The sequence below is a fragment of the Actinoplanes sp. NPDC049316 genome, assembly GCF_040677315.1.
Classification (GTDB): domain Bacteria; phylum Actinomycetota; class Actinomycetes; order Mycobacteriales; family Micromonosporaceae; genus Actinoplanes.
Window position 1 is genome coordinate 138,453 of the sequence record NZ_JBFAQM010000006.1, and the last position, 26,655, is coordinate 165,107.

General features: G+C 72.5%; 27 protein-coding genes. 12 read left to right on the plus strand and 15 right to left on the minus strand.

Annotation, left to right across the window (positions count from 1 at the left end):
• Positions 1-21 precede the first annotated feature (21 nt).
• The 3 genes from AB0K03_RS11815 (at position 22) to AB0K03_RS11825 (ending at position 3,426) form a co-directional block, all read left to right on the plus strand.
• Positions 22-1,626: a serine/threonine protein kinase gene (locus tag AB0K03_RS11815; protein WP_364683348.1), complete on the plus strand. Its 1,605-nt coding sequence runs from the start codon at positions 22-24 to the stop codon at positions 1,624-1,626.
• A gap of 140 nt (positions 1,627-1,766) precedes the next feature.
• A complete protein-coding gene (locus AB0K03_RS11820; RefSeq protein ID WP_364683350.1) occupies positions 1,767-2,768 on the plus strand; it encodes an Acg family FMN-binding oxidoreductase in 1,002 nt (333 codons plus the stop codon).
• Between the two features lie 52 nt (positions 2,769-2,820).
• A complete protein-coding gene (locus AB0K03_RS11825; protein WP_364683352.1) occupies positions 2,821-3,426 on the plus strand; it encodes a class I SAM-dependent methyltransferase in 606 nt (201 codons plus the stop codon).
• Here AB0K03_RS11825 and AB0K03_RS11830 read toward each other — a convergent pair.
• The 5 genes from AB0K03_RS11830 to AB0K03_RS11850 form a co-directional block, all read right to left on the minus strand.
• Entirely contained in the window at positions 3,416-4,495 is a 1,080-nt protein-coding gene (locus AB0K03_RS11830) for an amidoligase family protein (protein ID WP_364683354.1), read from the minus strand. The genes AB0K03_RS11825 and AB0K03_RS11830 overlap by 11 nt on opposite strands.
• Entirely contained in the window at positions 4,492-5,169 is a 678-nt protein-coding gene (locus AB0K03_RS11835) for a hypothetical protein (protein WP_364683355.1), read from the minus strand. The genes AB0K03_RS11830 and AB0K03_RS11835 overlap by 4 nt, the downstream gene beginning before the upstream one ends.
• Positions 5,166-5,684 carry a SigE family RNA polymerase sigma factor gene (locus AB0K03_RS11840; RefSeq protein ID WP_364683357.1) on the minus strand — a complete coding sequence of 173 codons (519 nt, stop codon included), beginning with the start codon at positions 5,682-5,684 and terminating at the stop codon, positions 5,166-5,168. Before AB0K03_RS11840 ends, AB0K03_RS11835 begins: the two co-directional genes overlap by 4 nt.
• Before the next feature lie 80 nt (positions 5,685-5,764).
• Complete coding sequence (locus AB0K03_RS11845; protein WP_364683359.1) at positions 5,765-6,241, minus strand: ETX/MTX2 family pore-forming toxin; 477 nt, start codon at positions 6,239-6,241, stop codon at positions 5,765-5,767.
• Positions 6,242-6,274: 33 nt separating this feature from the next.
• Positions 6,275-8,290 (minus strand): M6 family metalloprotease domain-containing protein, encoded by a 2,016-nt coding sequence (locus tag AB0K03_RS11850; protein WP_364683361.1) that lies wholly within the window; start codon positions 8,288-8,290, stop codon positions 6,275-6,277.
• Positions 8,291-8,393: 103 nt separating this feature from the next.
• Here AB0K03_RS11850 and AB0K03_RS11855 point away from each other — a divergent pair, with 103 nt between their 5' ends.
• The 8 genes from AB0K03_RS11855 (at position 8,394) to AB0K03_RS11890 (ending at position 15,543) form a co-directional block, all read left to right on the plus strand.
• Positions 8,394-8,948 carry a DUF2087 domain-containing protein gene (locus AB0K03_RS11855; protein ID WP_364683362.1) on the plus strand — a complete coding sequence of 185 codons (555 nt, stop codon included), beginning with the start codon at positions 8,394-8,396 and terminating at the stop codon, positions 8,946-8,948.
• A gap of 71 nt (positions 8,949-9,019) precedes the next feature.
• Positions 9,020-10,162, plus strand: coding sequence for an acyltransferase (locus AB0K03_RS11860; protein WP_364683364.1), 1,143 nt, complete (start codon positions 9,020-9,022; stop codon positions 10,160-10,162).
• Positions 10,159-10,725, plus strand: a complete 567-nt coding sequence (locus tag AB0K03_RS11865; RefSeq protein ID WP_364683366.1) for an RNA polymerase sigma factor — start codon at positions 10,159-10,161, stop codon at positions 10,723-10,725. The genes AB0K03_RS11860 and AB0K03_RS11865 overlap by 4 nt, the downstream gene beginning before the upstream one ends.
• Positions 10,722-11,513 carry a hypothetical protein gene (locus AB0K03_RS11870; protein ID WP_364683368.1) on the plus strand — a complete coding sequence of 264 codons (792 nt, stop codon included), beginning with the start codon at positions 10,722-10,724 and terminating at the stop codon, positions 11,511-11,513. The genes AB0K03_RS11865 and AB0K03_RS11870 overlap by 4 nt, the downstream gene beginning before the upstream one ends.
• An 82-nt stretch (positions 11,514-11,595) precedes the next feature.
• Complete coding sequence (locus AB0K03_RS11875; protein ID WP_364683370.1) at positions 11,596-12,744, plus strand: GGDEF domain-containing protein; 1,149 nt, start codon at positions 11,596-11,598, stop codon at positions 12,742-12,744.
• A 139-nt stretch (positions 12,745-12,883) separates the two neighbouring features.
• The gene (locus tag AB0K03_RS11880; protein WP_364683371.1) at positions 12,884-13,810 is read left to right on the plus strand and encodes a hypothetical protein; all 927 of its coding nucleotides are present in this window, start codon (positions 12,884-12,886) and stop codon (positions 13,808-13,810) included.
• Between the two features lie 18 nt (positions 13,811-13,828).
• Positions 13,829-15,352, plus strand: a complete 1,524-nt coding sequence (locus tag AB0K03_RS11885; RefSeq protein WP_364683373.1) for an insulinase family protein — start codon at positions 13,829-13,831, stop codon at positions 15,350-15,352.
• Positions 15,349-15,543: a hypothetical protein gene (locus AB0K03_RS11890; protein ID WP_364683375.1), complete on the plus strand. Its 195-nt coding sequence runs from the start codon at positions 15,349-15,351 to the stop codon at positions 15,541-15,543. The genes AB0K03_RS11885 and AB0K03_RS11890 overlap by 4 nt, the downstream gene beginning before the upstream one ends.
• 63 nt (positions 15,544-15,606) lie before the next feature.
• Here AB0K03_RS11890 and AB0K03_RS11895 read toward each other — a convergent pair whose 3' ends face one another.
• The 5 genes from AB0K03_RS11895 to fdxA form a co-directional block, all read right to left on the minus strand.
• The gene (locus AB0K03_RS11895; protein ID WP_364683377.1) at positions 15,607-16,740 is read right to left on the minus strand and encodes a S8 family serine peptidase; all 1,134 of its coding nucleotides are present in this window, start codon (positions 16,738-16,740) and stop codon (positions 15,607-15,609) included.
• A 251-nt stretch (positions 16,741-16,991) separates the two neighbouring features.
• A complete protein-coding gene (locus AB0K03_RS11900) occupies positions 16,992-18,620 on the minus strand; it encodes a hypothetical protein (protein WP_364683379.1) in 1,629 nt (542 codons plus the stop codon).
• Positions 18,617-19,042 carry a hypothetical protein gene (locus tag AB0K03_RS11905; protein ID WP_364683381.1) on the minus strand — a complete coding sequence of 142 codons (426 nt, stop codon included), beginning with the start codon at positions 19,040-19,042 and terminating at the stop codon, positions 18,617-18,619. Before AB0K03_RS11905 ends, AB0K03_RS11900 begins: the two co-directional genes overlap by 4 nt.
• A gap of 98 nt (positions 19,043-19,140) precedes the next feature.
• The gene (dapC, locus tag AB0K03_RS11910; protein ID WP_364683728.1) at positions 19,141-20,235 is read right to left on the minus strand and encodes a succinyldiaminopimelate transaminase; all 1,095 of its coding nucleotides are present in this window, start codon (positions 20,233-20,235) and stop codon (positions 19,141-19,143) included.
• Positions 20,232-20,558: a ferredoxin gene (gene fdxA, locus AB0K03_RS11915; protein WP_106127678.1), complete on the minus strand. Its 327-nt coding sequence runs from the start codon at positions 20,556-20,558 to the stop codon at positions 20,232-20,234. Before fdxA ends, dapC begins: the two co-directional genes overlap by 4 nt.
• A gap of 101 nt (positions 20,559-20,659) precedes the next feature.
• Between fdxA and AB0K03_RS11920 the strand changes: the two genes are divergently transcribed.
• A complete protein-coding gene (locus AB0K03_RS11920; protein WP_364683383.1) occupies positions 20,660-21,622 on the plus strand; it encodes a GNAT family N-acetyltransferase in 963 nt (320 codons plus the stop codon).
• On the opposite strand, the gene AB0K03_RS11925 is transcribed toward AB0K03_RS11920, so the two are convergent.
• The 5 genes from AB0K03_RS11925 to mshB all read right to left on the minus strand — a co-directional run bounded on the left by AB0K03_RS11925 (position 21,595) and on the right by mshB (position 26,604).
• Positions 21,595-22,680, minus strand: a complete 1,086-nt coding sequence (locus tag AB0K03_RS11925) for a hypothetical protein (RefSeq protein WP_364683385.1) — start codon at positions 22,678-22,680, stop codon at positions 21,595-21,597. The genes AB0K03_RS11920 and AB0K03_RS11925 overlap by 28 nt on opposite strands.
• 291 nt (positions 22,681-22,971) lie before the next feature.
• Complete coding sequence (locus tag AB0K03_RS11930; RefSeq protein WP_364683387.1) at positions 22,972-23,436, minus strand: hypothetical protein; 465 nt, start codon at positions 23,434-23,436, stop codon at positions 22,972-22,974.
• 18 nt (positions 23,437-23,454) lie between these two features.
• The gene (locus AB0K03_RS11935; protein ID WP_364683389.1) at positions 23,455-25,203 is read right to left on the minus strand and encodes a VanW family protein; all 1,749 of its coding nucleotides are present in this window, start codon (positions 25,201-25,203) and stop codon (positions 23,455-23,457) included.
• 73 nt (positions 25,204-25,276) lie between these two features.
• Positions 25,277-25,720: a hypothetical protein gene (locus AB0K03_RS11940; RefSeq protein ID WP_364683390.1), complete on the minus strand. Its 444-nt coding sequence runs from the start codon at positions 25,718-25,720 to the stop codon at positions 25,277-25,279.
• Positions 25,717-26,604, minus strand: a complete 888-nt coding sequence (mshB, locus tag AB0K03_RS11945; protein WP_364683391.1) for an N-acetyl-1-D-myo-inositol-2-amino-2-deoxy-alpha-D-glucopyranoside deacetylase — start codon at positions 26,602-26,604, stop codon at positions 25,717-25,719. The genes AB0K03_RS11940 and mshB overlap by 4 nt, the downstream gene beginning before the upstream one ends.
• Positions 26,605-26,655: the final 51 nt, after the last annotated feature.

The window sequence follows — 26,655 nt, forward strand, 5'->3', positions numbered from 1 at the left end:
CTTGCAGTACCCTTCGATCCCGTGGATCCCCTCCTGCCCAGCGATCCCCGCCGAGCCGGGCGCTACGAGCTCGAGGGCCGGCTGGGGACCGGCGGCATGGGCACCGTGTATCTCGGGCGTTCGCCGGGCGGCCGCCTCGCCGCCGTCAAGATGCTCGACCCGTTCCTGCTGGCCCACCCCGACACGCTCGCGCGGTTCCGGCGGGAGGCGGAGACGCTGCGCAAGGTGCGCAGCGCGTACACGGCGGCGCTGATCGACTGCGAGCTGACCGACCCGCCGTACTGGATGGCCACGGAGTTCATCCCGGGCGCCACCCTCGCCGACGCGGTCGAGGCCGAGGGCGCGATGACCACCGGCGAGTGCCTGCGGCTGATGGCCAGCCTGGCCGAAGGGCTGGCGGAGGTCCACGCGCAGGGCATCTGCCACCGCGACCTCAAGCCGCAGAACGTCATCCTGTCGACGACCGGCCCGCAGCTCATCGACTTCGGCCTGGCCCGCGACCCCACCGACACCGGGCTCACACAGAGCGGCATCATCGTCGGCACCCCCGGATACATCGCCCCCGAGCTGCTCACCAACGACCGGCTCTCGCCGGCGGCGGACGTGTTCGCGCTCGGCGCCACCGTCGCGCACGCGGCGACCGGGCGGCGTCCGTACGGTGAGGGCAGCGCCCAGTCCATCTGCCAGCGCCTGCTGCGCGAGGAGATCGACCTCGACGGCGTCGACACCCGCCTCGCCGGCCTCATCCGGTCCTGCGTCGCCGGCGAACCCGAGCGGCGGCCCACCCCCGAGCAGATCGTCAGCCGCTGCCACCACCCCCGGCTCGGCGACAGCGACCCGCACGCGGCCGCCGTGCCGCCGCCGGTGAGCTGGTCCGGCGCCGCCACGGCGACGGACCGCTCGACCCTGTCCGGGCCGATCGCCCCGATCGACACCCCGCCGCCGGCAGCCGGTCCGCCGCGACGCCGGGGCAGGCGGCTCGGCCTGGCGCTGGGAGCGGTCGCGGCGGCCACCCTCCTGTTCGCCGGCGGCGTGGGCGCGGCGGTCAAGTTCACCGCGACCGCCGACGACGCGCCGGCCCCCACCGCGGTCCTGCCGTCGCCGACACCGTCGGCCACCCCGTCCGTACGGCCGTCCGCGCGCAAGTCGCCGTCGAAGCGCCCCACGAGCAGGAAGCCCGTACCCGTCAAGAGCACCAGCAGCAAGCCGAGCCCGTCGCCGAAGCCGAGCACCCGGCCGCCGGTGACCACGGTGACCAGCGCCGACGGCCGCTGCATCCAGATGCCGGACACCGACGTGAACGGCGTCAAGCTCAAGGCGGCCAAGTGCACCGGCGCCAAGAGCCAGCGCTGGCGCTTCACCCGCGAGGGCGCCCTCATGCCGGCCACCGCGACGAAATGCCTCGACATCGGCGCGAACGCGGGCGTCGACATCAACTACCGGATCCAGCTCTGGGACTGCAACTTCGGCGGCGCGCAGCTCTGGGTGCCGCAGACCGACGGCGCGCTGTACAACGCCGGCTCGGGCCGCTGCCTGAGCATCCTGCCCGCCGCCGAGGGCGGGCCGGCCCTGGCGATCCTGCCCTGCACCGGCAAACCCAGCCAGCGCTGGCAACTGCCGCGCTGACCCGCCCCGCCCTCGTCACCGCCGGGTACAAGGTCCCGCCGCCGGCAGGCTGTCGACTCTGCATGCCGGCCGGCCCACCGGCGACGATCATGCTCAGGAACGCCGAGCCGGGCCGACCGATGAGAGAAAGAGGTGCAGCGATGACCGCGACCGTCACCGCACGGCACCTGGCCGCGACGCCGTCGCGCACCGTCCTGACGGACTGCGTCCGCGTCGCCACCGCCGCGCCCTCGCTGCACAACAGCCAGCCGTGGCGCTTCCGCATCGCGGACGACCACGTCGACGTGTACGCCGACCGCACCCGCCGGCTGACCGTCGTGGATCCCACCGGGCGCGAGCTGATGATGAGCGTCGGCGCTGCGCTGTTCACCCTGCGCCTGGCGCTGCGCGAGGCGGGCTGCCTGCCCGTGCTGAACCTGTTCCCCCGCCCCGGCGAGCCCGACCTGGCCGCCCGGGTTAGCGTGGGACGACGCGCCGCCCCGTCCGCCGGCGTCACCTCGCTGGCCATGGCCGTGCAGCGGCGACGCACCAACCGTCACCCGTTCGCACGGACCGCCCTGCCGGCCGGGGCGCTCGACCGGCTCCGGGCTGCCGCCCGCCTCGAAGGCGCGAGCCTCGCCGTGGCCGGCCCGGCGGACCGTGACGCCGTCCTGGCCCTGGCCCGCTCGGCGGACCAGGACCTGCGAGCCCGCGACGGGTACGCCGAGGAGCTCGCCCGCTGGACACACGACGACCGGCATCGCCGGGACGGGGTCCCGGCCACCGCGATCGGCCCCCGCGATGCCCTGCAGCACCTGCCGGTACGCGACTTCCGGCCACCACACGCCGAGCACGACCTGACAGCCGTGGCGTTCGAGGCACACCCCACCATCGCCCTGCTCACCACGCCCGGTGACACCGAGGACGACTGGATCATGGCTGGGCAGGCGCTCCAACGGGTGCTGCTCACGGCGACCACGCTGGGTGTCAGCGCGATGCCGATGAGCCAGCCGATCGAGCTGCCGGCGGCCCGGTCCCTGCTCACCGGCCGCCGCACCGGCGAACGGGCGCAGATGGTGCTGCGCCTCGGGTACGGCCGCCCTGTCCCCGCCACGCCACGGCGCCCGGTCACCGACGTCCTCGTCCGGCGGACCAAGCCTTGACCCCGGCAGAGGCTGCGGCCGCCGCCGGACGGCGCTGCGGCAGAATCACCGGGTGACACGAGCACAGGGTGACGCCCAGCCGCCGCAGGCGTCGATCTCCGAGGACCATTTCGTCAACCTCTACCTCGCCAAGGACGACCCCTGGGACGTCGCGACGAAGTGGCACGACCAGCGCAAGTACGCCGTCACCATGGCGAGCCTGCCCCGCGAGCGGTACCGGCGCTGCTACGAGCCGGGCTGTTCGATCGGGCTGCTCACCCGGATGCTGGCGGAGCGCTGCGACGAGGTGCTGGCGGTCGACTGCGTCGACTCGGCGGTCCGGCAGGCCGCCGAGGCCGTCGGCGACCTCCCGCACGTACGGGTGGAGACGGCGATGCTCCCCGCGGATCTCCCCGACGGCACGTTCGACCTGGTCGTGATCGGCGACCTGCTGTACTACCTGTCCGGCGACGACCTGACGGCGCTGCTCGACGGGCTGGTCCGGCGGCTGGAGCCGGGCGGTGACCTGGTCGCGGTGCATTTCCGGGACCGGCAGGAGGGCGGGAACTACGACGGCTTCAACGTGCACCAGGCCCTGGCCGGCCGGCCCGAGCTGGAGCGCCTCGTCCGGCACGAGGACGAGTGGTTCGTGCTGGACGCCTTCCGCGTCAGGGCGTGACGGTCTCCGCGCGGTCGGCGAGCACCTCGCCCGCCACCTGAAGCAGCGCTTCCAGCGCCGCATGCGGGTCGGCCGGCGCCTCGGGGAACGGATCGGACCGCAGGCAGCGCTCGAGCAGCAGTTCGATCAGGGCCGCGCGGTGCAGGATGTCCGCGGTCTCGATGGCGCCCGGCAGGATGCGGATCTCGACGGTGTCGCGCAGCGGGGTGTCGGTGAGCAGCTGGGTGAGGTTGACGTCGAAGAACTTCGTCAGCCCACCCTCGTCGGCCGCCTTGCGCAGATCGTCGTACGAGGGGACGCCACGCGCCGCCGCCACGAGCGGCTCCGGCAGCGGGGCGAGGCGCCGGCACGCCGGGTTGGTCTGCAGCAGGGTGCGCAGCGGCTCACGCCACGACGCGAAGAGCCGCACGACGTTGGCCAGCGCGTACGCCGCACGGAACGGCGCGCCGTCGAGATGCAGATGCACGGCTGCCTCGCGCGGGACGGTGAAGCCCAGCTCGCGAGCGGGGCCGAGCAGTTCCTCCAGCGCCGTGCCGTGCTCGTCGGCCAGCGGCGGGGTGACGATCTCGCACGGCCGCTCCCGCTCCGCGCCCTGCGGGGCGGCCAGGGCGATCGTCGCGCCGCCCGGGTCCTCCAGCACGTACACGTCGTCGTGGCGCTGCACCCTCGTGCCCCACAGCTGCGCCGCCGCGTCGAGGGCGGCCCGCAGGGTGCCGCCGGGGTCGCTGTGCGCGGCGAGCAGGTGCAACAGCCGCCGGTCGTCGGTGAGGATGCGGAACCAGCCCGGCACCGCAGGGGCCCGCGGGTCGAGACCGGCCAGCAGCGTCACGTCGTCGACCAGCGTGCACAGCAGTGAGCCGTCCGCCCGGCGTACCTCGAAACCCTGGGTGAGGTGCAGGAACCGGCCCAGGCCCGGGACCAGGGACGGTTCGCTGTCGTGATGCCACACCGGGTGGACCCGGCCGCCGTGGCGGGCGGCCAGGTCCACGGCCAGGGTGCGCCGGCTGAGGCCCGGCGGGGCCATCAGCTCGATCTCGAATCCGGTACGCCGGAGCAGACGCGGGGTCACGGCTGGAACGGCAGGCTCTCTCCGGCCAGGAGCTTCTTCCCGCCCGCGACCTTCGCCTCGTACGGCGTGGCCTTCTTCCACATCTTGGCCAGCCGCGCGGCGTCGTCGTAGTCGTAGCCCGCCCGGAAGAACGCGTTGACCTGCTGCTCTTCCTTCGGGGTGGTGACGTCCGGGGAATCCGGGTCGTTGCTCGGCTTGACCGGCAGCTTCTTGCCGTCGAGCAGCCACTGCCCGGCGCGCACCTTGACCGCCCCGATGTGGTCGTCGTCCGACTTCATCTTCCACTTCTTGGCCAGCTTCAGGGCGTCGTCATAGTCGTAGCCGGCGTTGAAGTAGGCGTCGTACTGCTTCTGGTCCGGGTCCGTCGGCTCCGGCGAGGCCTCGAGCTGCGGCTTGCGGCTCGGCGCGAGCGACGGAGTCTGCGGGGCCGCGGCCGGCGCCACCATCGCGCCGTCGTTGCCGCCGGGCCCGGCGGGCAGGATGGACGGCAGGTTCAGCACGCCGGCGACCAGCCCGGCGCCGAGCACGGTGCCGCCGGCGACCTGCAGGCCGCGGCGCCGCCACGCGTAGGAACGGGACAGCTCCTGGACCCGCGCGTACACCTGGGCCGGGTCCGGAGCCAGGTGCTCATGGCTCTCGAAGGCTTCGCGAAGCCGGTCCTCGTTATCGATCACGACGCCTCCTTGGCGTGAATCCTGTGCGCGAACTCCGGCGACAGCCGGAGCGTTTTCAGCGCCCTCGAGGCATGGCTGCGGACGGTGGCCGGGGAGCAGCCGACCAGGTCGGCGATCGCCTCGTCGTCCAGCTGCTCGTAATATCGCAGCACGAGCACCGCCCGCTGCTTACGGCCCAGCGTCGCCAGCCGGTTCCACAGCGCGTCGGCCTCCACGACTCCCTGGGCCGGGTCGTTGCCCCCGCCCCGGGCGTCGTCAAGGTCGACGAGCCGCTCCCCCACCGCATGGACGTTGCGCACCGCCCAGCTACGCCGCCAGGACAGGTACTCGTTGAGCACCATCCGGCGCACGTACGCCTCGGGGGAGTCGGCATCGCTGATCCGCCGCCATTTGACCTGCGCCCGTGCCAGAACTTCCTGGACGACGTCCTGCGCGAGATCGCGGTCGCCCGTGAGGACGACCGCGTACCGCAGCAGGCTCGGGAGCCGGGCCACCGCGAATTGCTCGAAGGTCACACCCTGAAGGACGCGTGCGGGGTCCCGCTGTGTGCACTCGAGATCAAATTTTTTCCGCAGCCCGGCTCCCCTTCCTCTCGTCAGCGCGGCGGCGTCGCCTTCAGCATCGCCGCCTTCGGCTGCTTGACCGGCGCGAACGCCGGAGAGCCGTCGAGGTTGTACTGCTTCAGGTTCACCGCGAGGTGCTCGCTGTTGCCACCCGCGAACAGGCCGCCGAGGGTACCGCCGGCGCGCCCGCCGCTGCGGTAGAGGAAATCACCGCTCAGCGAGTACGGGACCGTGATCGTCCCGTGGGTCACCGTCACCGTGGCCTCCACGACCGAGCGGGCCGGGACGATCACCGGCTGCCGCCAGGAGAACGTCTGCGACCGCTGGGTGGACCCGTTCTGCGTGTAGCTGTACGAGCCCTCGGCGGTGAGGTTGATCTTGCCCTCGGCCAGGATCGGGATGCCGGTCTTGAAGCTCGTCGACACGGACACCTTGATGCCGGTGGTGTCCGACCAGCCCTGGCTGTCCGTGGCCACCTTCGAGCCGCTGATCTCGGTGGACTGCTGCACCGGTCAACTTTGCGTCATGATCCTTGACAAAGGTCAGAGGATTCGGCAGGTGGCGGTGGCGGCCGCGGCGGGATCACTCTCCGAAACGACCGTGACCGGGACCTTCGTGCCGCGCAGACCCGCGCCCTCGCGCTTGACGTACACGTCGGCCACGGCCGTACGCCCGGCCGCCACGTCGATGACCTCCCTGGGCAGCCACGCCGTCCACCCGGTGGCAGGCGCCGCCGAGATGCGGTAGACGTCGGTGGCGGTGCGGCCCGTGTTGCGCACCGGAACCCGGCACCGCGCCCAGCCCGAGGACGGCGCGACGGCCACGGTGGGCGTGACCGCCACGCCGCGCGGGTACGGGCCCGCGCCGTCCAGCGACCGCACCGCGACCGTGTACGACAGCACGCCGGAGGCGTCCCGGCGCGGGTCGAGCACGTAGAAGTGCAGGCGGTTGGCGGTGTCGACGTACTCGTACTCGCTGCCCGAATCCGTGCCGGCGTGGAACAGCGCGTCGGAGAGCTGCCGGTAGTCGCCGACGGTCATCTTCTGCGGGGTGCCGTCCGGGCGGACGAAATCCACCTCGTCGATGTCCTGCGGATTGGCGTCCACCGTCCAGATGAACGGCGCGGCGTCCGCATTCTTCGTCTTGGCCAGCAGGACGCCGGAATCGGGCGTGAACGAGTCGAAGCCCATCCGGTCGACCACCTCGAGCGTGTAGTTGTCGTACCCGCCGCCGTCGCAGTAAGGATCCGTCCCGGCGTCGCAGGCCGGGCTCGCGTCGCCGCCGTCCAGCGTCACGTTGATGCCCGAGATCCCGCCCTCGCCCGGCTCGACCTCGCGGGCGGTCACCCGCGCCACCACGACACCGGAATCGGCCAGCGCATCCCGGGAAAGGCGCAGCACCGCGGCTTCGTCGACGATGCCCAGCTTCATCTTGTTGCGGAGCATGTGCTGGGCGCCCATGGAGGCCCCGGCGGTCGCGGGAATGAGCCAGCGGCTGTGCGGTCCGCCCGGCCCGTTGAACGTGCCGCGGCTGAGCATCTCCCACGGCCCGCTGTAATCGCGGCGCGGCGGGACGGAATACGGATTGTTGTAGTTGTCGGCCACGCCGAGGATGTGGCTGAACTCGTGCGCGTACGTGGACATGCCCGAGCTCTCGGCCTGCAACGAGCTCCCGCCGGTGGCGTTGGGCCAGATGTTCGCCGAGGCCTGCCACGACGTCCAGTCGACGTACCGGGTCGCGTTCCAGTTCGGCAGCGCCTCGTCCGGCGGCCCGAAAGCGTCGCTCACGGCGTCCTTGCCGGCGAACTTCATCTCGCCGAACTCCTGCCACGTGGAGGACTCGTCCTGCCCGGCCGCGAGGAAGAAGACGAAGTCGTAGCGAGCGGCCTCGGTGTCACCGACGTCCGCGAGCCAGGCCGCGCGCGCATCGGTGCGCAGATCACGGCCGCAGATGTCCCCGGCCGGGCAGCCGCGGCCGCGCTGCATGGAGTTCTCGATGCCGTACTCATGGCTCTTCGACGGCATCTGATAGACCCCGAACGACGTCAGGTCGATGCCGTAGCGCCCGCCGGAATCCTCCATCCAGTACTCGTGAATGGTGTGGCCACGGTTCAGGTCGCCGGGCCGGTTGAGGAAGTCGCGATAGAACCCGGGTACGTCGGAACGCGCCAGGTCGTGCACGGAGAACGGGTTGCCGTAGATGGTGGAGTTGGCGGGCCGGGTCACGACGAACGGCTGATTCGGGAAGTCGACGAGGACCAGCGCGCCCTTGAAGTCGCGCACGGAACCGGGGGTCGCGGGATCGGCCCAGTCCGTACGCGGAATCGGCTTGTAGTCGTCCCACGTCATCGTGTCCGGCAGCTCGTAGTTCTGCGGATCGATGGCACCTCTCCGCGGCGCGGGTTGATCCCGCTGCCAGGGCTGGGTCTGCGGCCAATGACGCATCCGCCAGGGGGTGTCCGGGCCGGGCGGGGCCGGGGCCGCCTGGGCCGGGGCCACGGCGGCGGTGGTCGCCAGCAGCGCCGCGCAGATCGTCGAGGCCCAACGCCGTACGGTCATCCCGGCCCACCCGTCGATAGAGGAAAGTCGATCGATCCTGGCACTTCCGGCCGTCGTTGAAAACCGGGTGCGGCACCGGACGGCGCTTGCCTACGGTGGCGGGATGTCCCTGGAAGCCGCCCGCGCCGCCGACGTCCTCACCCAGCTCTCCGGCGAGACCCGCCTGCTCGCGCTGGCCGAGCTGGTCCGCTGCGGCAGGAACGGCGCCAGTCTCGGCGAGCTGAGCCACCGGCTGGACCTGCCGCTGCCCAAGGTCGGGGACGCCTGCGCGCGGCTCGTCGCGCTCGGGGTCGCGGTCGGCTCCGGCAACGGCTTCTACCGGGCCCGGCTCGAAGGCCTGCGCGAGGCGGCCGCCGCCGTCGAACGGGCGCAGCCCATCGCCAGCCTCCTCACCGAATACCCGCAGCTGCGCGGTAACTTCTCGCACGGGCGGCTGACCAGCATGCCGCCGACGCTGAGTGACCGGTACGAGCTCCTCGGCGAGCTGCTGTCGCGGTTCCTCGCCCTCGACGGCCTGCACGACGAGGACGAGATCAACAAGCGGCTGGCCGAGGTCACGGATGACGTCGCGGCCGTACGCCGGATGCTCGTCGACACCGGCCGGCTCGAGCGCGACCGGGCGGGCACCACGTACGGACCCGGCCGCTCCCGGCTGTAACGATCACCGCGGTGCCGCACATGTAGGTGCCGGATGCGCTTCCCCGCATCCGACACCTACAGGAGGCGCGGATGACGACGGCTACGGAAACCCGGACAGCCGCAACGCCACCCGCCGTGCGCCGCGGACGGATGTACGCCCTGGACGGGTTGCGGCTGATCTGCGCGCTGGGCGTGGCCGGTTACCACTTCGGCGACTCGTGGCGGCTGGACGGCGTACGGCCCCCGAAGCACTTCCTGCCGGACGCCGCACCCGTGCTGATCTACGGGTTCCTCGGTGTCGAGGTGTTCTTCCTGATCAGCGGTTTCGTGATCTGCACCAGCGGGTGGGGCCGGACCGTACGCGGCTTCGCCGTCTCCCGCGCCGTACGCCTCTATCCGGCCTTCTGGGCCGGCGTGCTGCTGACCGCCCTGGTCGTGACCACGCTGCCGGTGACCATCGGGGTCCCGGTCAGCGGGCTGCCGTCCGTCAGCGACGTCGCCGTCAACCTGACGATGCTCGCGGAACCGCTCAACACGCCCCTGGTCGACACCGTGTACTGGACCCTCTGGTGCGAGATCCGGTTCTACCTGCTCTTCGCCTGCCTCGTCGGCGCCGGGCTGACGCGTAAGCGGGTCGCCACGTTCGCCACCTGCTGGCTCGTCGCGGCCGTCGTCATCCCCGGCCACCCGCGCTCGCTCGTGACCGACCTGGTGATGCCCGACTTCGCGCCGTACTTCGTCGCCGGGATGACGATGTCGCTGATCCGGCGGTTCGGCCCCGACCGCCGCCTCGGCCTCCTGCTGACCGCCTGCTGGCTGGTCAGCCTGCAACGGGTCCACGTCCGCGTCCTCGACCTCAAACCCGGTTTCACGGTTCCGGCCTGGCCGGCCTACCTCCTGCTGACCATCGCGTACGGGGTGCTGCTCGGCATAGCCCTCGGTTACACGGACCGCCTCACGTGGCGCTGGCTCGCGACCGCCGGGGCGCTCACCTACCCGTTCTACCTGCTGCACCAGCGCATCGGTTACAGCATCATCCGGACCGCGTACGCCCACACCGAGCTGCCCGCCCCGGTCCTTATCACCGGGGCGGTCGCCGTCCTGCTGACGGTCGCCTGGCTCGTGCACCGGTTCGTGGAACGGCCCCTCGCGCCGGTGCTTGCTACCCTCGCGAACCCGTCGCCGGAAAAAGTCGGTAGCACCGGCGCCCGTGCCGAACATGTGAGGTCGTGAGCCAACCCACGGCGGATGCCGAGACCGCCTTCCGCGCCCTGTTCCAGGCCACGTACGACGACCTGGTCTGCTTCGTCGAGCGCCGCACCCACCTGGCGATCGCCGACGACGTCGTGGCCGAGGTGTTCCTCACCGCCTGGCGCCGCTTCGCCGACGTCCCCGAGCCGCTCGACGAAGCGCGCGCGTGGCTCTTCGTCACCGCCCAGAACACCCTGCGCAACCGCCAGCGCAGCGATCAGCGGCAACGCAGCCTCGCCCTGCGCATCCTCCGCGAACCCGGCGACACCGACGCCGCGGAAGCCGACGGCGTGGCCGCACGCGTGGACCTGGTCCGCGCCTGGCACCGCCTGAGCCCGGACGATCAGCAGGCGCTCACCCTGACGGTCTTCGAGAACCTCACCGGCGCGCAGGCCGCCCGCGTCCTCGGCATCTCCCGCCCCGCCTTCAGCGTCCGCCTGCTCCGAGCCCGCCGCCGCCTGCGCCGTCACCTGCAGCACGAAGCAACCGCCGATCACCGCCACCCCACATCCACCACGATCACCGAGACCGGAGCCTCGCTATGAGCCGCCACCTCGACCTCGACCAGGCCCTTCGCAGCGCCGCCGAACCGGTGCCCACCCGCGTCGGCCGGCCACCCGCCCAAGCCCTCCTCGACCGCATCGTCGCCTCCGCCCCCGACCCCGCGCCCACCCTCGCCACCGTCCGCCCCGCCCGCCACCGCCGGCTGATCACCGTCGCCGCGGCAGCCCTGGCCGTCAGCGCGGCCGCTCTCGCGCTGCCGAGCCTGGGCACGGACCGCGCGTACGCCTCATGGACCCCCGACGCCCGGCCCCTCCCGGCAACCCAGGCGGCAACCATCATCGACCGCTGCGTCCCCGAGGTCGGCTCACCGGCCACCCCGGAGCAAGCCCGCAACCCCCGCCTCGTCCTCGGCGAGCAGCGCGGCGCGTACGCGTACCTCGGCATCATGACGCGGACCTGGACCGCGACCTGCTTCCGCGACCACGACGGCACGGTGCGCGGGGCGAGCATCTTCGCGGCGCCGGTCACCGACGCGCAGCTGGGCCGGGAGGGGGTCGAGCTGCAGGCGTACGGTCAGCTGCGCACCGAGGAGGGGTACTGCCGGTTGATCGCCGGGCACATCGGCTCGGACGTCACCGGAGTCACCATCACGGTCCCCAAGAGCCCGACCGTGCATGCGACGGTGAAGGACGGGTTCTTCCTGGCCTGGTACCCGGAGCCGGACGGACCGCTCAGCGTGGGGACTCAGCTGTCGTTGCAGCTCACCGGCGGCAAGACGGTGGCGGGCCTGCTCGCCGGCGACCTGTACGAGGAACCGCGGCTCAAGTGATCTGAAGCCCCGTCCGATTCGCTTCAGCCATCCCCCACCCCGTCGATAGGGAGGCGACGTACGACGCGACCGGGGGGTATGGATGGACGACGGACGGAACGCGCTGTACCGCCGTCGTCGTACGGTCGAACGGGTCGGCCTCACCGCCCGCTTCATCAGTGCGGCGGTGGCGCTGCCCGGCTTCGCCACGTACCACCCCGCGGCCGGAACACCGGCGCCGCCGATGGATCCGGTCGTGGCCGGGGTGCTCTCAGCGGCGGCGCTGCTCCTCACCAACGTCTTCGCCTTCAAGGCGCTCAAGCATCTGCACGGACGCCGCTACCGGCTGCTCAGCGCCGGCCAGGTCGCCGTGGACACCGCGGTGGTGCTGTTCTCCGTCTGGTACTTCCTGGCGGATCCGCGATCCACGACCTGGCCGGTGCTGGCCCTCCCGATCGTCGTGGCGGCCGTCCGTCAACGCCTGGTCGGCGCGCTCGTGACCTGGGCGGTCACCTCCTCCGCCTTCGCCGCGATGCTCGCCGCGCAGCACCCGGCGCCCGGCCAGGCCTCGGCAGCCCCGTCCGCCACCGCGGCGGGCCTGGCGATCGGACTCCACCTCTTCCTCGCGATCATCGTCAGCCTGCAGAACCAGGCGTACGTCCGCCAGCTCCGGGAACTCGAACGCCTCCGCTCCGAACTGACCCTCCGAGCAACCCACGACCCGCTGACCCGCCTGCCGAACAGGGCCCTGCTGTACGACACGGCATCCTCGATGCTCGCCGACGACGACACGGCCGTGACGGTGCTGCTGCTCGACCTCGACGGCTTCAAACAGGTCAACGACACCCTCGGACACGCGGCCGGAGACGCCCTCCTCAAGGAGGTCGCGGAACGCCTGCGGGCGACGCTCGCCCCGGGCGAGACCGCCGCCCGCCTCGGCGGCGACGAGTTCGCGATCCTCTCACCCACCCCCGACGGCGAGGACCTGCGCAGCCGGGTCGGCGCGACGTTCACCGCCCCCTTCGCCTCGGTCGCGGCGACAGCTGCGGCGGCGCATCGCCCGCCACCGCGCGTCGGCGCCAGCATCGGGCTGAGCACAGAACCGCCGGCCCGCGACCGGGCCCTGGACACGATGCTGGCGGACGCGGACACCGACATGTACGCAGCCAAGGCCCGCCGCCGCGACGCCACGCCGAGGTGCGCCTGCCCCACTCCGGCCGACGCTCTACCGGGCCTACCGGTCAGGTCGTAAACCGCGGCGCAGCCATGAACCTCGGCTTCGTCCGGCGCAACGACGGCAGGACGGGGCGGCGGCCACCGAGTGCCACGCCGCCAGAAGGCGGTCCGAGCGGGACAGCTCGAGACGTGCACGATCCTCTATGCTGCCCGCCATGCTCACGATCAGCGACGTCGATCTCGACCCCGCTGCCGCGTACCCCGAGGTCACCACGCTGAGAACGGCTCTCGCCGCGCGCGACTGGCCGGCGTGCCGCACGGTGCTCGACGCGGCCACGCCGGTCGCCCGGACCTCGCTGATCGTCATCGCCGGCGACACATCCGGCCTCGGGGACTTCCTCACCTCGGTCCTGCGTGACGATCCGGATGACGGCACGGCGGCCGCGCTGCTGGGCGCTCACTTGACTGCCGTCGGTTGGCGGGTCCGCGGCCGCTACTGGGCCCAACACGTGAGCGCCCAGCGGTTCTCCCTCTTTCACGACTGGCTCCGGGAAGCGGAGCGTGTCCTGATCGACGGCGCCGCCCGCAACCCGGCGGACCTCGCGGTGTGGACGGCTCGCATGCCGACCGCGCGCGGGCTGGAGCTCGGGCAGGCGGAGGCGCGCCGCCGATACGACCGCCTCGCCGCGATCGACCCGCACCACCTGCCGGCCCAGCGGCACCTCCTCCAGCAGCTGTGCCCCAAATGGGGCGGGTCCTGGCAGCAGGTGCACGAGTTCGCCGGCGAGGCCATGCACAGTGCACCGCCCGGCTCGCACAACGCCGTCCTGATCGCCGAGGCGCACATCGAGCAGTGGCTCGACCTCGACGACGAGGACCCACGGGAATACCTCGGGTCCCCGGCCGTGCGCGAGGCGCTCCACCAGGCCGCCCAGCACTCGGTGTGGCACCCGGACTTCCAGCGCACCCACGGCTGGGTCTCGGTGCTGAGCACCTTCGCGATGGCCTTCAGCGCGGGAGGCGACCACCGCGCCTCCGGGCCACTGTTCGCGGCGCTGGGATCGCTGGCCTCGGAACATCCCTGGGACTACCTCGGCGAACCGGTGCCGGTCATTCAGCGCTACCGGGCGATGAGCGCGTAGCCACGGGGAGGGGCCACGATGATCAAGCAGCTCGAGGTCGACGGCGTACCGACGCTGCTCGCGCCCACCACGGGACCCATGCACGCCGGCCTGGTGTTCCGGGTCGGGCAGGCCGACGAGACGCTGGCCCGCAAAGGCGTCACGCACCTGATCGAGCACCTGGCGTTGCATTCCATCGGCGTGGCCGACTACCACTACAACGGCGTCACGGGCGTCGAGCACACCTACTTCCACATGCAGGGTACGGCGACAGAGATCACCGACTTCCTCACCGGCGTGTGCACGGCGCTCGGGTCCCTGCCGATGGCGCGCCTCACGACCGAGAAGGAGATCCTCCGCACCGAGCGGATGAGCCGGGGCAACCCTGCCGGCGAACTCCTCGGGCTGTGGCGGCACGGAGCCCGGGATTTCGGCCTGCTCTCGTACCCGGAATGGGGCCTGACCGGGCTCACCGCCGAAGACCTGCGCGAATGGGTCGCCCGCTACTTCACGCGGGACAACGCGGCCCTCTGGATCGCCGGCGACGAGATACCGGCCGGCTTGACGCTCGCCCTGCCCGCCGGGACGCGCCGGCCGGCACCCCGGGCGTCCTCGGCCCTGCCGGTAACGCCGGCTTGGTTCGGCGGCTCGTCGGGCGTGGTCGCCTGGGATTCCGTGGTACGCCGGGGAGCCGCCGCGATGCTGTTCACGCACATCCTCGAACGCCGGATGTTCCGCGAACTGCGTCAGGAGGCCGGCCTCTCGTACTCGCTGGGTGCCGACTACCAAACGCGCCAGGACGGCACCGCGGTGATCACGGCCGTGGCGGATGCGCTCCCGGAGAAGCAGGGGGCGGTCCTCGGCGGCTTCGTGGACCTCCTGGCTGCGCTGCGGGTGGGTCGGATCGACCCGGACGAGGTGACGGCCGTGGCACAGCACGCCACCGAGGCGCTCCGGCGGGCCGAGGAACAGGGCGGCCACCTCCCGGGTCAGGCGTTCAAGCTGCTCGCCGGGCTCGAGGTGCGAGAGCCGGCGGATACGACGGCGGAGATTCGAGCGGTCACTCGAGACGCGGTGACCGAGGTCGCCGCGGAGGCGTACGCCGCCGGGCTGCTCATGACACCCGGCGGTACCAGCGCCGACTGGGCCGGATACACCGACGCACCCACCACCTCCGACCACGCGGTCGAGGGCCGCCGCTTCCCCGCTGTGAACGACCCGGGACATCACCTCGTAGCGGGACCGGACGGCGTCAGCAAGATCACCGGCGACGACATCGCGACGGTCCGCTACGACGCTTGCGCAGCCGTCCTGGCCTGGCCGGACGGTCGACGCCAACTGATCGGCCTCGACGCGATGCTCGTCGCCATCGAGCCCACCTTGCACGCCGACGGCTTCGCTGCCGTATCGGAGATCGACGCCAGGATCCCGCCGGACCACCGCATCGACATGCCGGCCCGCGACGCCGCCGACATCCCTCAGCCACCCCTCATCTCCCGGCGCGGTCGCTGGCAGGCACTCTGGTGGAAGATCACGACGTGGTTGCACACCCACGGATCGTGAAGGAGCGGATCGTCCTCCCGAGTGCACCGATCACTCTCGGCTCCGCCGTGGCCGCGCTGACCGGGCTCAGCCTGGCGCTGGTCGCCGGCAAGACGAGCGGCCCGGTCTACTTCCGCACTGTGGCCGGTGCGGTTGCCACCGTTCGTTACGGCAAGCGCCTCTTCGCCATCACCAGCGCCATGCGCGGCTGAGCTGCGGGCCGCCCCGGTTTCGCCCTTCTCCCTCGCCGCTACGGCGCCGTCGGAGAATCGGGTTCAGCGAGTTCGGCGGCGGGCCAGGAGGAACACCGCGAGCGTTGCTCCCGCCAGCAGGACCACGCCCGCCGTGACGATCAAGGCGGGCGGGATGCCGCCGTTCTCGTCGTCGTCGGCCGGAGCCGGGCCGGGCGCCGCGACCGGTGCGTCCGTCGCCGCGGGGCCTGCGCTGGTTGCCTTGGGTTGTGGTGCCGTCAGGGCGGCCATCAGGTCCAGCTGTCCCGCACCGTAGTAGTCGTCCCGGCCCTTGTCGCCGCGGTCGATGGCGGTGCTGGTCAGGCGGTCCACGACCGCGGCGGCCGAGAGGTCGGGGTGTTCGGCTCGGATGAGGGCGGCCGCGCCGGCCACCAGGGCGGCCGAGACGCTGCTGCCTTCGACTTCGGCGTACGTGTCGCCGGGGGCCGGGACGGTGATGTCGACGCCCGGGGCGGCGAGGTCGACCTGGGGACCGTGGTTGGAGAAGGCGGCGACCTTGTTCCGGCGGTCGAGGGCGCCGACGGTCAGGACCTGCGGGTACGCGCCCGGGTATTCGGCGTCGTTGCCCTTGTCGGCCTCGTTGCCGGCGGCGCCGACGAGGACCACGTCGGCGGCTGCGGCCTCCTTGAGGGCGGACTGGAGGTTCTCGGACGGGTCGATCTCGAAGGCGAGGGTGATCACCTTGGCCCCGTGGTCGACGGCCCACCGGATGCCCTGCGCGACGAAGTAGGTGTCGTTGACCGGGCGGATCGGCAGGATCTTGGCCTGCGGGGCGATGCCGAGGATGCCGCCGCCCGAGCCGTGGCCCCGGCCCGCGATGATGCCCGCCATGCCGGTGCCGTGACCGACGCCGTCGTCGTTGCCGGCGGGCTTGTTCTGCACGATCTGACGGCCGGGCAGCACCGCGCCCCGCAGGTCGGGGTGGCTTGCGTCGACGCCGGTGTCGAGGACCGCGACGACGACGCCCGCGCCCTTGGTGATCTTCTGCGCTTCGGACACCTTCATCGGGGACCAGTACCACTGCTTGTCCCGGATGGAGTCGGCGCGCGCGGGGGCCGCGGACACCGCGACGGTGAGCAGGGCCGCGAGCACCGCCAGGGCCTGCCGGACCGCTACGGCCCAGCCGGTCCGGGGGGTCGTGCCCACCCTGGTGGACATGCCGGCCCGGACGGATGTGCCCGCCCGGGCGGTCGTGCCGGCCCGGGCGGTCGTGCCGGCCCGAGCGGTCGTGCCGGCCCGAGCGGTCGTGCCGGCCCGTGCCGGCATTGCGGCCCGGGCGGACGTCGCGGTCCGGACGGAGGTTGCGGCCAGGGCTCGCGTTGCGGCCCTGATGGACGTGCCGGCGGTGTCGTGGGCGGGGCCGGGTCGCGGGGTCCGCCGTGGGGCGGGCCCCGGCCGGGTCGGTGGGGTCACCCGCGCCAGCCGATCACGTTGGGGCCGGGGTCGTGGGTGGGCTGCTCGGTGGACGGGGCGATGACCGGGTCGACGCCCTCCGCCACCTGCCACGGGTTGTCCGGGTCGAACTCGGGCCGGCTGCCGTCGCCCGGACGCCGGCCGCCGCGGGCCGCGCCGGACATGCCCATCGGGCCGGCGCCGGGGCGGGCGGAGCCTGCCGGTTCCTCCGGCAGCCAGGAGGGCCGGGGTGGGCGCACCGGCTCGGTTGCGCCTGCGCGACCCGCAACGCCACCGCGACCCGCGACACCACCGCCCGCAACGCCACCACGACCCGCGCCACCGCGGCCCGCAACACCACCGCGGCCCGCAACACCACCGCGGCCCGCAACACCACCGCGGCCTGCAACACCACCCGGCGCGCCGGCGCGGCCGGGGGCTGTGGAGCCGCCTGCGGCGCCGCGGCCCGTAGCTGCGGTGGGGCCGCCGACGCGACCGGCGGCAGCGCCGCGGCCGGACATTCCGCCGATGCCGCCCATGGCGCCGCGGGGAGTGCCTCCGACCGTCTCGCCGATCACCGCGCCGGAGGGCAGGGCCCTGCCTCCACTCGTGCCGGGGCGGACGCCACCGCGACCGACACCGGAGACGCCTCCGACGCCTGTGCCACCCCGGCCGACACCGCCAACACCGCCTCCGCCACCTCCGCCGCCGGAGCCGATCTGGCCGGGAGGGAGGACACCGGGCGGGACGATGCCGGAGCCGCCGGTCACCGGGCCGGCGCCGCCCGTACCCGGGAACGGGGTGCCGCCCGGGGGAAGGGTGTCGGCCGGTGTCACGCCGGGCGGGGTGATGACTCCGGCGAGGCCCGGGCCGACCGGGGGCGCGACCGAGCCGGAGCCGCCGCCGGTCGAACCGTCGCCCGAGTGGGTGGAGCCGGGGCCGGGCACGCCGTCGGGGATAGTCGGCTCGTGGCCGGGCATGGGCGGAACCGGGTCGTGCGGTACGGGAACCGCGCCGGCGGAGCCCGCATGCCCGCCCGAGGAACCGCCGGAGCTGGAGCCGCCCAGCGTGTGCGGCTGCCGGGAGTCCCCGCCGGGAGGTGTCTTCTCGAACTTCGGTTCCTGCGGCTTGAGCTCGTACGGGTCCGGCACCTTGAGCCGGGCGACGTTCTCCTGGACGATGCCCTCCGCCGTGATCATGTGGGCGCGGGCCTTCTCGTCGATCTCGTCCTCGGCGTTGTCCCACCAGGACGGCACGAAGTCGTCGTTCTTCTCCTTGTACTGCTCGTACAGGGGCTGGATGTTGTCCTTCGCCTGCCGCAGCGCCTCGAGGATGTTCGCCAGGCCGGTCGCGGTCTCGTCGGCGTCGGCGCGGGCGGCGTCCATGCGGGCGATCAGGGTGTCGAGCTCCTGCACGAAGGCCGCGGACGACTTGTTGCGCTCCGGCGGCCACGCCGCGACCAGGTCCTCCTTGGCCTTGAGCAGCATGGCGCGCTGGTCCTTGACCGAGCCGGAGATGTCACCCCACGCCGCCACCTGCCGCCACGCCTCCGGGTCGTCCTCGTCGGCGACCATCGCCCACAGACGGGGTGTGTTGTACGACTGCCAGGCCGTGCACCAGCTGCTGCTCAGCACCTCGTCGCTCATACCGCTTCCGCCCGTCCCCCGTGGCGCGGCGGGCGGGCGGCGGCCTCCGCGGCGAGCCGTGCCCGGCGGGCCTCCTCGGCCGCCGCCCACAGCGCCTCCTCGGCCAGTGCGGTGGACTTGGCGGCCCGCGAGTCGGAGGCGTCGAAGTCGGCCGCGACCTTCTGCGCCGCCGCGGCGAGCAGCTTGGCGGCTGCTACGTACTGCCTCAGGTTCTCGGTGGACGCGACGAGGCTCTGCGCATAGCGCTGCTTGGCCGCGTGCACCGCGCCGCTCGCGTTCTTGGCGCCGAAGCGCACACCGTCGGAGAGCTGAACCTGCGCCCTCTCGGTGGCCGGCCCGAGGACACTGTCGGTGTCCACGTGCACGTCAGTGGCGAACTTGGTGAGCCCGCCCGTCTCGACATCGATCCCTGGTTCGCCCACGACGACCTCCCCGTTGCCACGCCGTCACAGCATCGCCTCGAGGGTAGCGACCACAGGCGACGTTCGTGTACCCCTGTGGATGGCTTGTCAGAGGATGGTCAGACGGCGAGACGGGCCACCGCGGCGGCCACTCTTTCATCGGTCGCCGTCAGTGCGATGCGGACGTGCTGCGCCGCCGCCGGCCCGTAGAAGGCGCCCGGGGCCGCGAGGATGCCCCGCTCGGCGAGCCAGTCGACGGTCTTCCAGCAGTCCTCGCCGCGGGTGGACCACAGATACAGGCCCGCGCCCGAGTGCTCGATGCGGAAGCCCGCCGCCGTGAGGGCGTCGCGCAGGGCCTCGCGGCGGGCCGCGTACCGGGCGCGCTGGTCGGCCACGTGGGTCTCGTCCTCGAGCGCGGCGATCATCGCCGCCTGGACCGGCGCCGGGACGATCATGCCGGCGTGCTTGCGGACCGCCAGCAGTTCGCCGACCAGGGCCGGGTCACCGGCGACGAAGCCCGCGCGGTAACCGGCGAGGTTGGAGCGCTTGGACAGCGAGTGGACCGCGATGACACCGGTGTAGTCGCCGCCGCAGACTTCGTCCGACAGCACCGAGACCGGGCTCTCGTCCCAGCCGAGCGTCAGGTAGCACTCGTCACTGGCCACGATTGCGCCGCGCTCGCGGGCCCAGTCGACCACCTTGCGCAGGTGCTCGCGGGGCAGGACCCGGCCGGTCGGGTTGGACGGCGAGTTGACCCAGACCAGCTTCACCCGGGGGTCCGGGCCGAGCGCGGTCAGCGAGTCGGAGCGGACCACCTCGGCGCCGGCGAGGCGTACGCCCACCTCGTATGTCGGGTAGCACACCTGCGGGATGACGACCACGGCACCGGGGCCGACGCCGAGCAGGGTGGGCAGCCACGCCACCAGTTCCTTGGAGCCGATGGTGGGCAGCACTGCGGGCGTACCCGAGGCGTTGCAGGCCCGGGCCACCCACCCGGCGATCGCCGCCCGCAGCGCCGGGGTCCCCGCGGTGAGCGGGTAGCCCGGCGCGTCCGAGGCGTCCGCCAGGGCGGCCCGGATCGGCGCCGGCACCGGGTCGACGGGCGTGCCGACCGACAGGTCGACGATGCCGTCCGGGTGCGCGGCGGCGACCGCCTTGGCCGGTTCCAGCAGGTCCCAGGGGAAATCAGGCAGCGACGCCGACAACACGGTCAGTGCGCATCCCCGCGCGGCGGCTGGGCCGCCACGAACGTGGCGTCCTTCTCGATCTTGCCGACCTTCGAGGCGCCGCCGGGCGAGCCGAGGTCCTCGAAGAACTCGTAGTTGGCGTTCGTGTAGTCCTTCCACTGCTCCGGGACGTCGTCCTCGTAGAAGATCGCCTCGACCGGGCAGACCGGCTCGCAGGCCCCGCAGTCGACGCACTCATCGGGGTGGATGTAGAGCATCCGGTTGCCCTCGTAGATGCAGTCGACCGGGCACTCCTCGATGCATGCCTTGTCGAGCACATCGACGCACGGCTCAGCGATGATGTAGGTCACGGGTCTTTCCCTTCCAGAGCCTTGCTGTCCTCACAGAGCACAGCCGCGGGAAGCACGGCGGTACGGGCAGAGCCTAGTATCTCGCCAGGAGGGGATGACACGTGCTCCGACGGCAAGATGTGGGACACCGGGTGGTGGTCCGCCGAATTGTAGGTGTTTCCCGGGATCGGCCGCTTTTCACCGACGCTCTCGGCGAGCTCGTCGAGCTGACGGAGACGGATCTCACTCTCGCGACGGCCAAGGGCACGGTTCGCGTGCCCCTGACGGAGGTGCACCGCGCCAAACGGGTGCCGCCCGCTCGCCGCCCGCCCGCCGCGGACGTCGTGGCGCTGGAGCTGGCGGCCAACGACGGCTGGCCGGCGCCCGTGCAGGCCCGGCTGGGCGCCTGGATCCTGCGCGCGGCCGACAACTGGACCGGCCGGGCCAACTCGGCCCTGGCCGTCGGCGACCCCGACCGTACGCTCGAGGCCGCGATCGACGCGGTCGAGCAGTGGTACGCGGCCCGCGGCCAGCAAGCCTTGATCAACACACCGATGCCGCTCGCCGCGCCGGTCAACGCCGCCCTGGACGCGCGCGGCTGGACCGCTCGGCCCCTCACCCTCGTGCAGACGGCGAGGGTCGCGGCGCTGGTGGACGCGTTGCCGGCACGGCCCGGCCTGCCGACGGTCGAGCTCGCCGACACCCCCACGGACGCCTGGTACGAGATGGTGGCCGAGCACAAGGGCACCTTGCCCGCGACGGCGAAACGTATTCTCACCGGCGTACCAGATGCGGTTTTCGCTCATGTGCACGACGCGGAGGGTGAGCTGCTCGCGGTGGCCCGGGGCGCGGTCAGCGGGCCTGACCGCTGGCTGGGGGTGTCGCTGTTGCAGACCGCTCCGGCGGCGCGGCGGCAGGGTCTGGGCGCGCACGTGCTGCGGGCGCTGGCGCAGTGGGCCGTGCAGCAGCGGTCGGCGCGGGCGTATCTGCAGGTGGAGGAGCGGAACACGGCCGCTGTCGCGCTCTACCAGAAAGTGGGTTTCACCACCCACCACACCTACTTGACGCGCGAGGCGCCGCGCTGAGAAAGCACGGGTGCGCCCGGCAGCCTGCGACGTGCCGTCGCGGCGAGGAGCGCCAGGCCGGGCAGCGCGCCCACCAGCATCAGCAGCGGTAGCGGCCACCGCATCAGCGAGTCGGCGACCGGGCTGATCGACCGTACGGGAGTCACGCGGTAGTCCGTGTCACCGGGAGACGAGCACGTGAGGGTGTAGATGCCGGCGGCGGGCACGTCCAGGTCGGCGATCGTCGTCTCGCCCGGCGTGGCGTCGTAGCCGGCCTCCTCGGGTTGGATGGTGAGCGGCACGGCCGGCACGTCGGGCGCGCCGGGCCGAACGAGCCGGCAGCCGGGGTCCGGGGGTGGGTCGCCGTCGCCCACCAGGGTGTACCGGCCGGCTGCCGGCACGTCGAAGACCGCCGGCTGGTTGGCGTGGGGCTCCGGCCCGGTCTGATCGACGGTGCTGAACTGGGCGGCGTCTGCGAGCGTTCCGGGCATCAGGAGCGCCCCGAACAGGGCGACCCCGGCAGCGGTCAGCACGGTCTTCGCCGGCCGCGGCTCGGACCGTTGCGCAGACGTGCGCCCCGCCTCGGACGTGCGCTGCTCCTCGGACGTGCGCTGCTCCTCCGACGTGCGCTGCTCCTCCGACGTGCGCTGCTCCTCCGACGTGCCCCGCGCTTCGGCCCTCTGCTGTTCTCCGGCCCCGCGCCGCTCCTCGGCCTTGCGTCCGATGAAGTGGCCGGCGACCGCACCTGCCGGCGCGGTCACGGCCGAGAGCAGCACCGGCAGGTCGATCGGATGCGCCTCCATCGGGAAGACGAACGCGTACACGGCGACCGTCGCGGCGACGTACAGCGCGGCGACTGCAAGGCCGGTTCCGATGGCCTTCGGTGCGTCCCGCTCACGGCGCGCCCGGGCTGCGGCCACGGCGGCGGGGAGGACGGCTGCGACGGCGATCCACCAGCTCATTTCGGGGCCGCCGAAGCGGGCTTCCTCGACGGGCCGGGCCGAGGCGGCCAGCGCCAGCGGGATCACGGCCGTGAGCAGGGCCCACCCGGCGAAGGAGAGCACTCCGGATATCCGCACGCTCCGATCATGCGCCGCCGACCGGCGGCGAAGGAGTCGTGACGGCGGAACTGCCCGTTCGGGAACCGGCAGAGCGGCAGAGGCCGCTGCGCCGCCATCCGATACGGCCCGGCACGGGCGGCCCTGACCCGCTCAGCGTCCGACTGACCGACCCGACGCCGATCGCGGAACCCGACTCGGCGTCGGCGCACGCAGCCGGCCCGAGGTGCGGCGCCTTGCAAGATCCGCCGCCCGGCGAGATCCGCCGCCCGGGGAGGCCCGACGCCCGGCGAGATCCGGGGCGCGGCCCGCTCAGCGGCGGACGACGCGGCGGGGCCGGGTCACCTTCGCGGTCGCCAACGCCTTCAGCGACTTCGAGCGGTAGTCGCGGCCGAGCATCGTGGCGATCCAGTAGCCGAGGAGCGTGCCGACGATGGCGAAGCCGCCGTACAGCCAGATCTGCGAGAAGAAGTTGCCCGCGCCGCCGGAGAAGGGGTAGTCGCCGCTGACGAACGGGCCGACGAGGATCGTCAGCAGCATGCCGCCGACCGCCGCGGCGGCGAGATCGGGGAGCCAGACGCTGGGCGGGACCCGCTGCGAGCGGACGAACGTGACGCCGGCCAGCACCAGGCCGATCACCGCGAACATGACGATGCTGACCCTGTTCTCGGCCGTGTCGTTGTCGGGGAAGCCCAGACGCGTCACCAGCCGGGCCACCACATTGATCGCGAACAGCGCCGCGGCCAGCACCGCGATCCTCACCCAACGCTGCCTCATGCCGTCCTCCGTGCCGACTTACGGCTCCTCGCCGCAGATGAATCGTGGTTCGGGATCGTAGCGCCAGGTGAACTTCTTGCGCTCGACCTCTTTGCCATCCTTGCGGATGACGCGCCAAGCATCCTGGGTGAAACCTGGGAGTCCGCTGCTGGAGATGCACTTCGGACCGGGCTCGCGGTGCACAGTCGGCGGCGAGGTGATGTTGCGGCGGGGGCTGCGTACGGTCTTGACGCTGTCGTAGACCTTCGTGCTCCACATCGTGACGGTCACGGACCTGCTCGTGTACGAGGTGTCGATGAGGATCCCGTACGGCGTGGTGTTCTTGAACTTGAGGTCGAGCGTCGGGTAGAAGATCGTCGACTCGATGACCGCGGGATAGCGGGAGAAGTAGAACGAGTGCGGCTTGTGCTCGACGTCCTCGAGCCCCGCGTAGTACGCCGCGTTGAACAGCGTGGTGGTGAACTGTGACGCGCCGCCGCCGACACCCGGCTCGAGCTTGCCGCCGACGATGACCGGGGCGTCCTGATAGCCGGAGGCGTAGTCGCGCTCGCCGGTGTGCTTGTTGAGCGAGAACGTCTCGCCGGGCCGGACGATGGCGCCGTCGACGTGCCGGGCGATCGTCATGATGTTCTGGCTGCGCGGCGAGCTCGCGCCACCGGTGAAATACGTCGTGAAGGTGGAGACCTTCTCCTTGACGCCGAGCTTCGCGACGTCCGCCGCGGTGACGTCCGGCTCCTGCCGAGTGAGGCTTGCCTCGACCGTGCGCGGGGCGGGGTTGCGCAGGACGCCGAGCAGCGCGGTGCCGAGCGCGTCGAGATCGACCATGTCACCGGCCGTGCCCGCGACGATCGACGGCTTGCCGCCCTTGAGGACGACGCGCGCCGGTTTCGGCTCCTTCTCGACCGGAGCGAACGCCGCAGCGGCCGCGGCGTGCAGCTTGGGGCCGTCGACCGCGGGCGTGAGCAGGCCGTTGTCGTCGGACCGGAACACGAGCCCCTTGGCCAGCGCCTGCCGGGACAGGGTCACCGACTTGCCGGCGACCTCGACGGTGACGGGCGCGGCGACGGCGGGCACGGCCAGGTCGGCGATCATGGCGTCGACCTGCTCCCGGCTGGTCGCGGGTGGCCTCTCCACCAGCGGCACGCGGGCCGTGCCACCGGCGAGCCAGGCCTTGCGGACCTCCTCCGCGGCCGCGGCCGGGTCCAGGCCGCGACCGGCAGCCGGGTTGGTCGGTTTCGGCGTGAGTCCCGCGTACGCGATGGCGGGCTTCTTCAGGGTGAGCTTCTTCGGATCCACCTGGCGGCGCAGCGCGGTTTCGAGCCTGGCCTGGTCCACCTGGATCACCGGGGCGACGGTGCGCTCGCCGAACGGCCTCGGGGTGCCGCGCATCGCCTTGCCGACGGTGAGCTCGATGTTGAGGCGCAGCCCGATCTCGGCCGGCGCGATCCGCACGGTCTTGCCGTCGAGGTCGACGGTCACCGGGTCGGTGGTGCGCGGGCCGAACGTGTCGGTCATCGCCCGCTCGGCCTCCGTGCGCGACTTGCCGCCGAGGTCGAGGCCGAGGACGTGGGTGCCGCGCGGGACGTCGCCGCCGTACGCCCAGGCGGCCACGCCGGCCGCGGCGATCAGGACGGCCGCCACCGTGGCCACGACGACGATCCGGGTGCGGTTGACGCGACCGGGCTCACCGGCCGCGGGAACCGGCTCACCGGCCGCGGGGGCGGCGGGCGGGGGGATGTCTTCGGAGACGGAGGTCAACGGTGTCACCTTCGACGACGGCGGCGGACTCGCGCCAGTCTGCAGCCCCGCGATCAGCGGCGACAAACGCCACGGGCCGATGTCATGACTTTGTGACGGTTGGCCCGCGGAGGATCGCCCGATACGTGAAGACGGCGAAGGTCAGGCTGCCAGCCAAGATCATGACGAGCGCGATCCAGTTGTCGCCGGCGATCAGGAAGTCGCCCTCGGCCGTCCGGGTGCCGGCGGCGAAGAACATGATCGCGGTCCAGAGCGCCCACGGGGGCCCGAGCGCCCAGCGCCGCCCCACGGTGGTCAGCGCGAACCACGAGATCGCATAGTTGCCGGCCACGGCCACGACCACTGCCAGGCCGATCGGGACGCCGTCGGCACGCAGCGGGGTCAAAAACAACTCGAGCAGCGCCGACAGGATCGTGGCGAGCACCGAGACCACCACCCCGCCGACCCTGATCAGCCGCTCCAGGCCCGTACGCTCCGGAGCCGGTTCATCGGCGGGCGGCGCGGGAGCGGGGGCTTCCAGCGTCATCGCCGCACCACGTTGCTGAACAAGTCGCTCTCCCACTTGTGCGGGCCGGTGACCTCGCCGCGCTCCCCCTTGACGAGCGTGAAGTACTCGACGCCCATGAACTCGCCGCCGAAGTCGCCGGCGATGCCGTACAGCCAGGAGTTGTCCGGGATCTGCGTCGCGTGCGCGCGCATCGCAGCGACCTTCTTCTCGTAGTGGTCGGTGCCGTCGATGCGGGCCGCGATCTCGTCGTCCGGGTGGCCGAACGGCAGCTCGTCGACGGTTTCCACGTCCGCGAACGGGTTGTCGTCCATGCCCTTGAACGCCTCCATGCCGCCCTCGAGCACGCTGCGGGGCATGGCGGTCCAGTAGATCTTCTCGGGCCCGAAGCCCTCCGCCTCGGCCAGCTCCGCCGCCCGCATCGCCACCCGGTGCGCCTGGATGTGGTCGGGATGGCCGTAGAAGCCGTTCTCGTCGTACGTGATCAGGACCTGGGGGCGCACCTCCCGCATGACCTCCAGGCAGTGGGCGGCGGCCTCGTCCAGGTCGGCCTGCCAGAACGCGCGCGGGTGGTTGTTGGTCTCCAGGCCCATCATGCCGGAGTCGCGGTAGCGGCCCGCGCCGCCGAGGAAGCGGTGGTCGGTGACGCCCAGCGCCGCGCAGGCGCGCTGCAGCTCGGCGATGCGCCAGCCGCCGAGCTGGTCGGCCTGGCGCGCCTCCAGCTGGGCCAGGGCCGGCACGTGGATCTCGCCCTCCTCGCCCAGGGTGCAGGTCACCAGGGTCACGTGCGCGCCCTCGGCGGCGTAGCGCGCCATGGTGGCGCCGGTGCCGGTGACCTCGTCGTCGGGGTGGGCGTGCACGAGCATGAGGCGGCGGGCGGGCAGCGCGTTCGTCACCCGCGACACTTTACGCGCGCCCCGCCGCGCCGGTTCGTCTGCTGTTTGACCCGCGCGGAG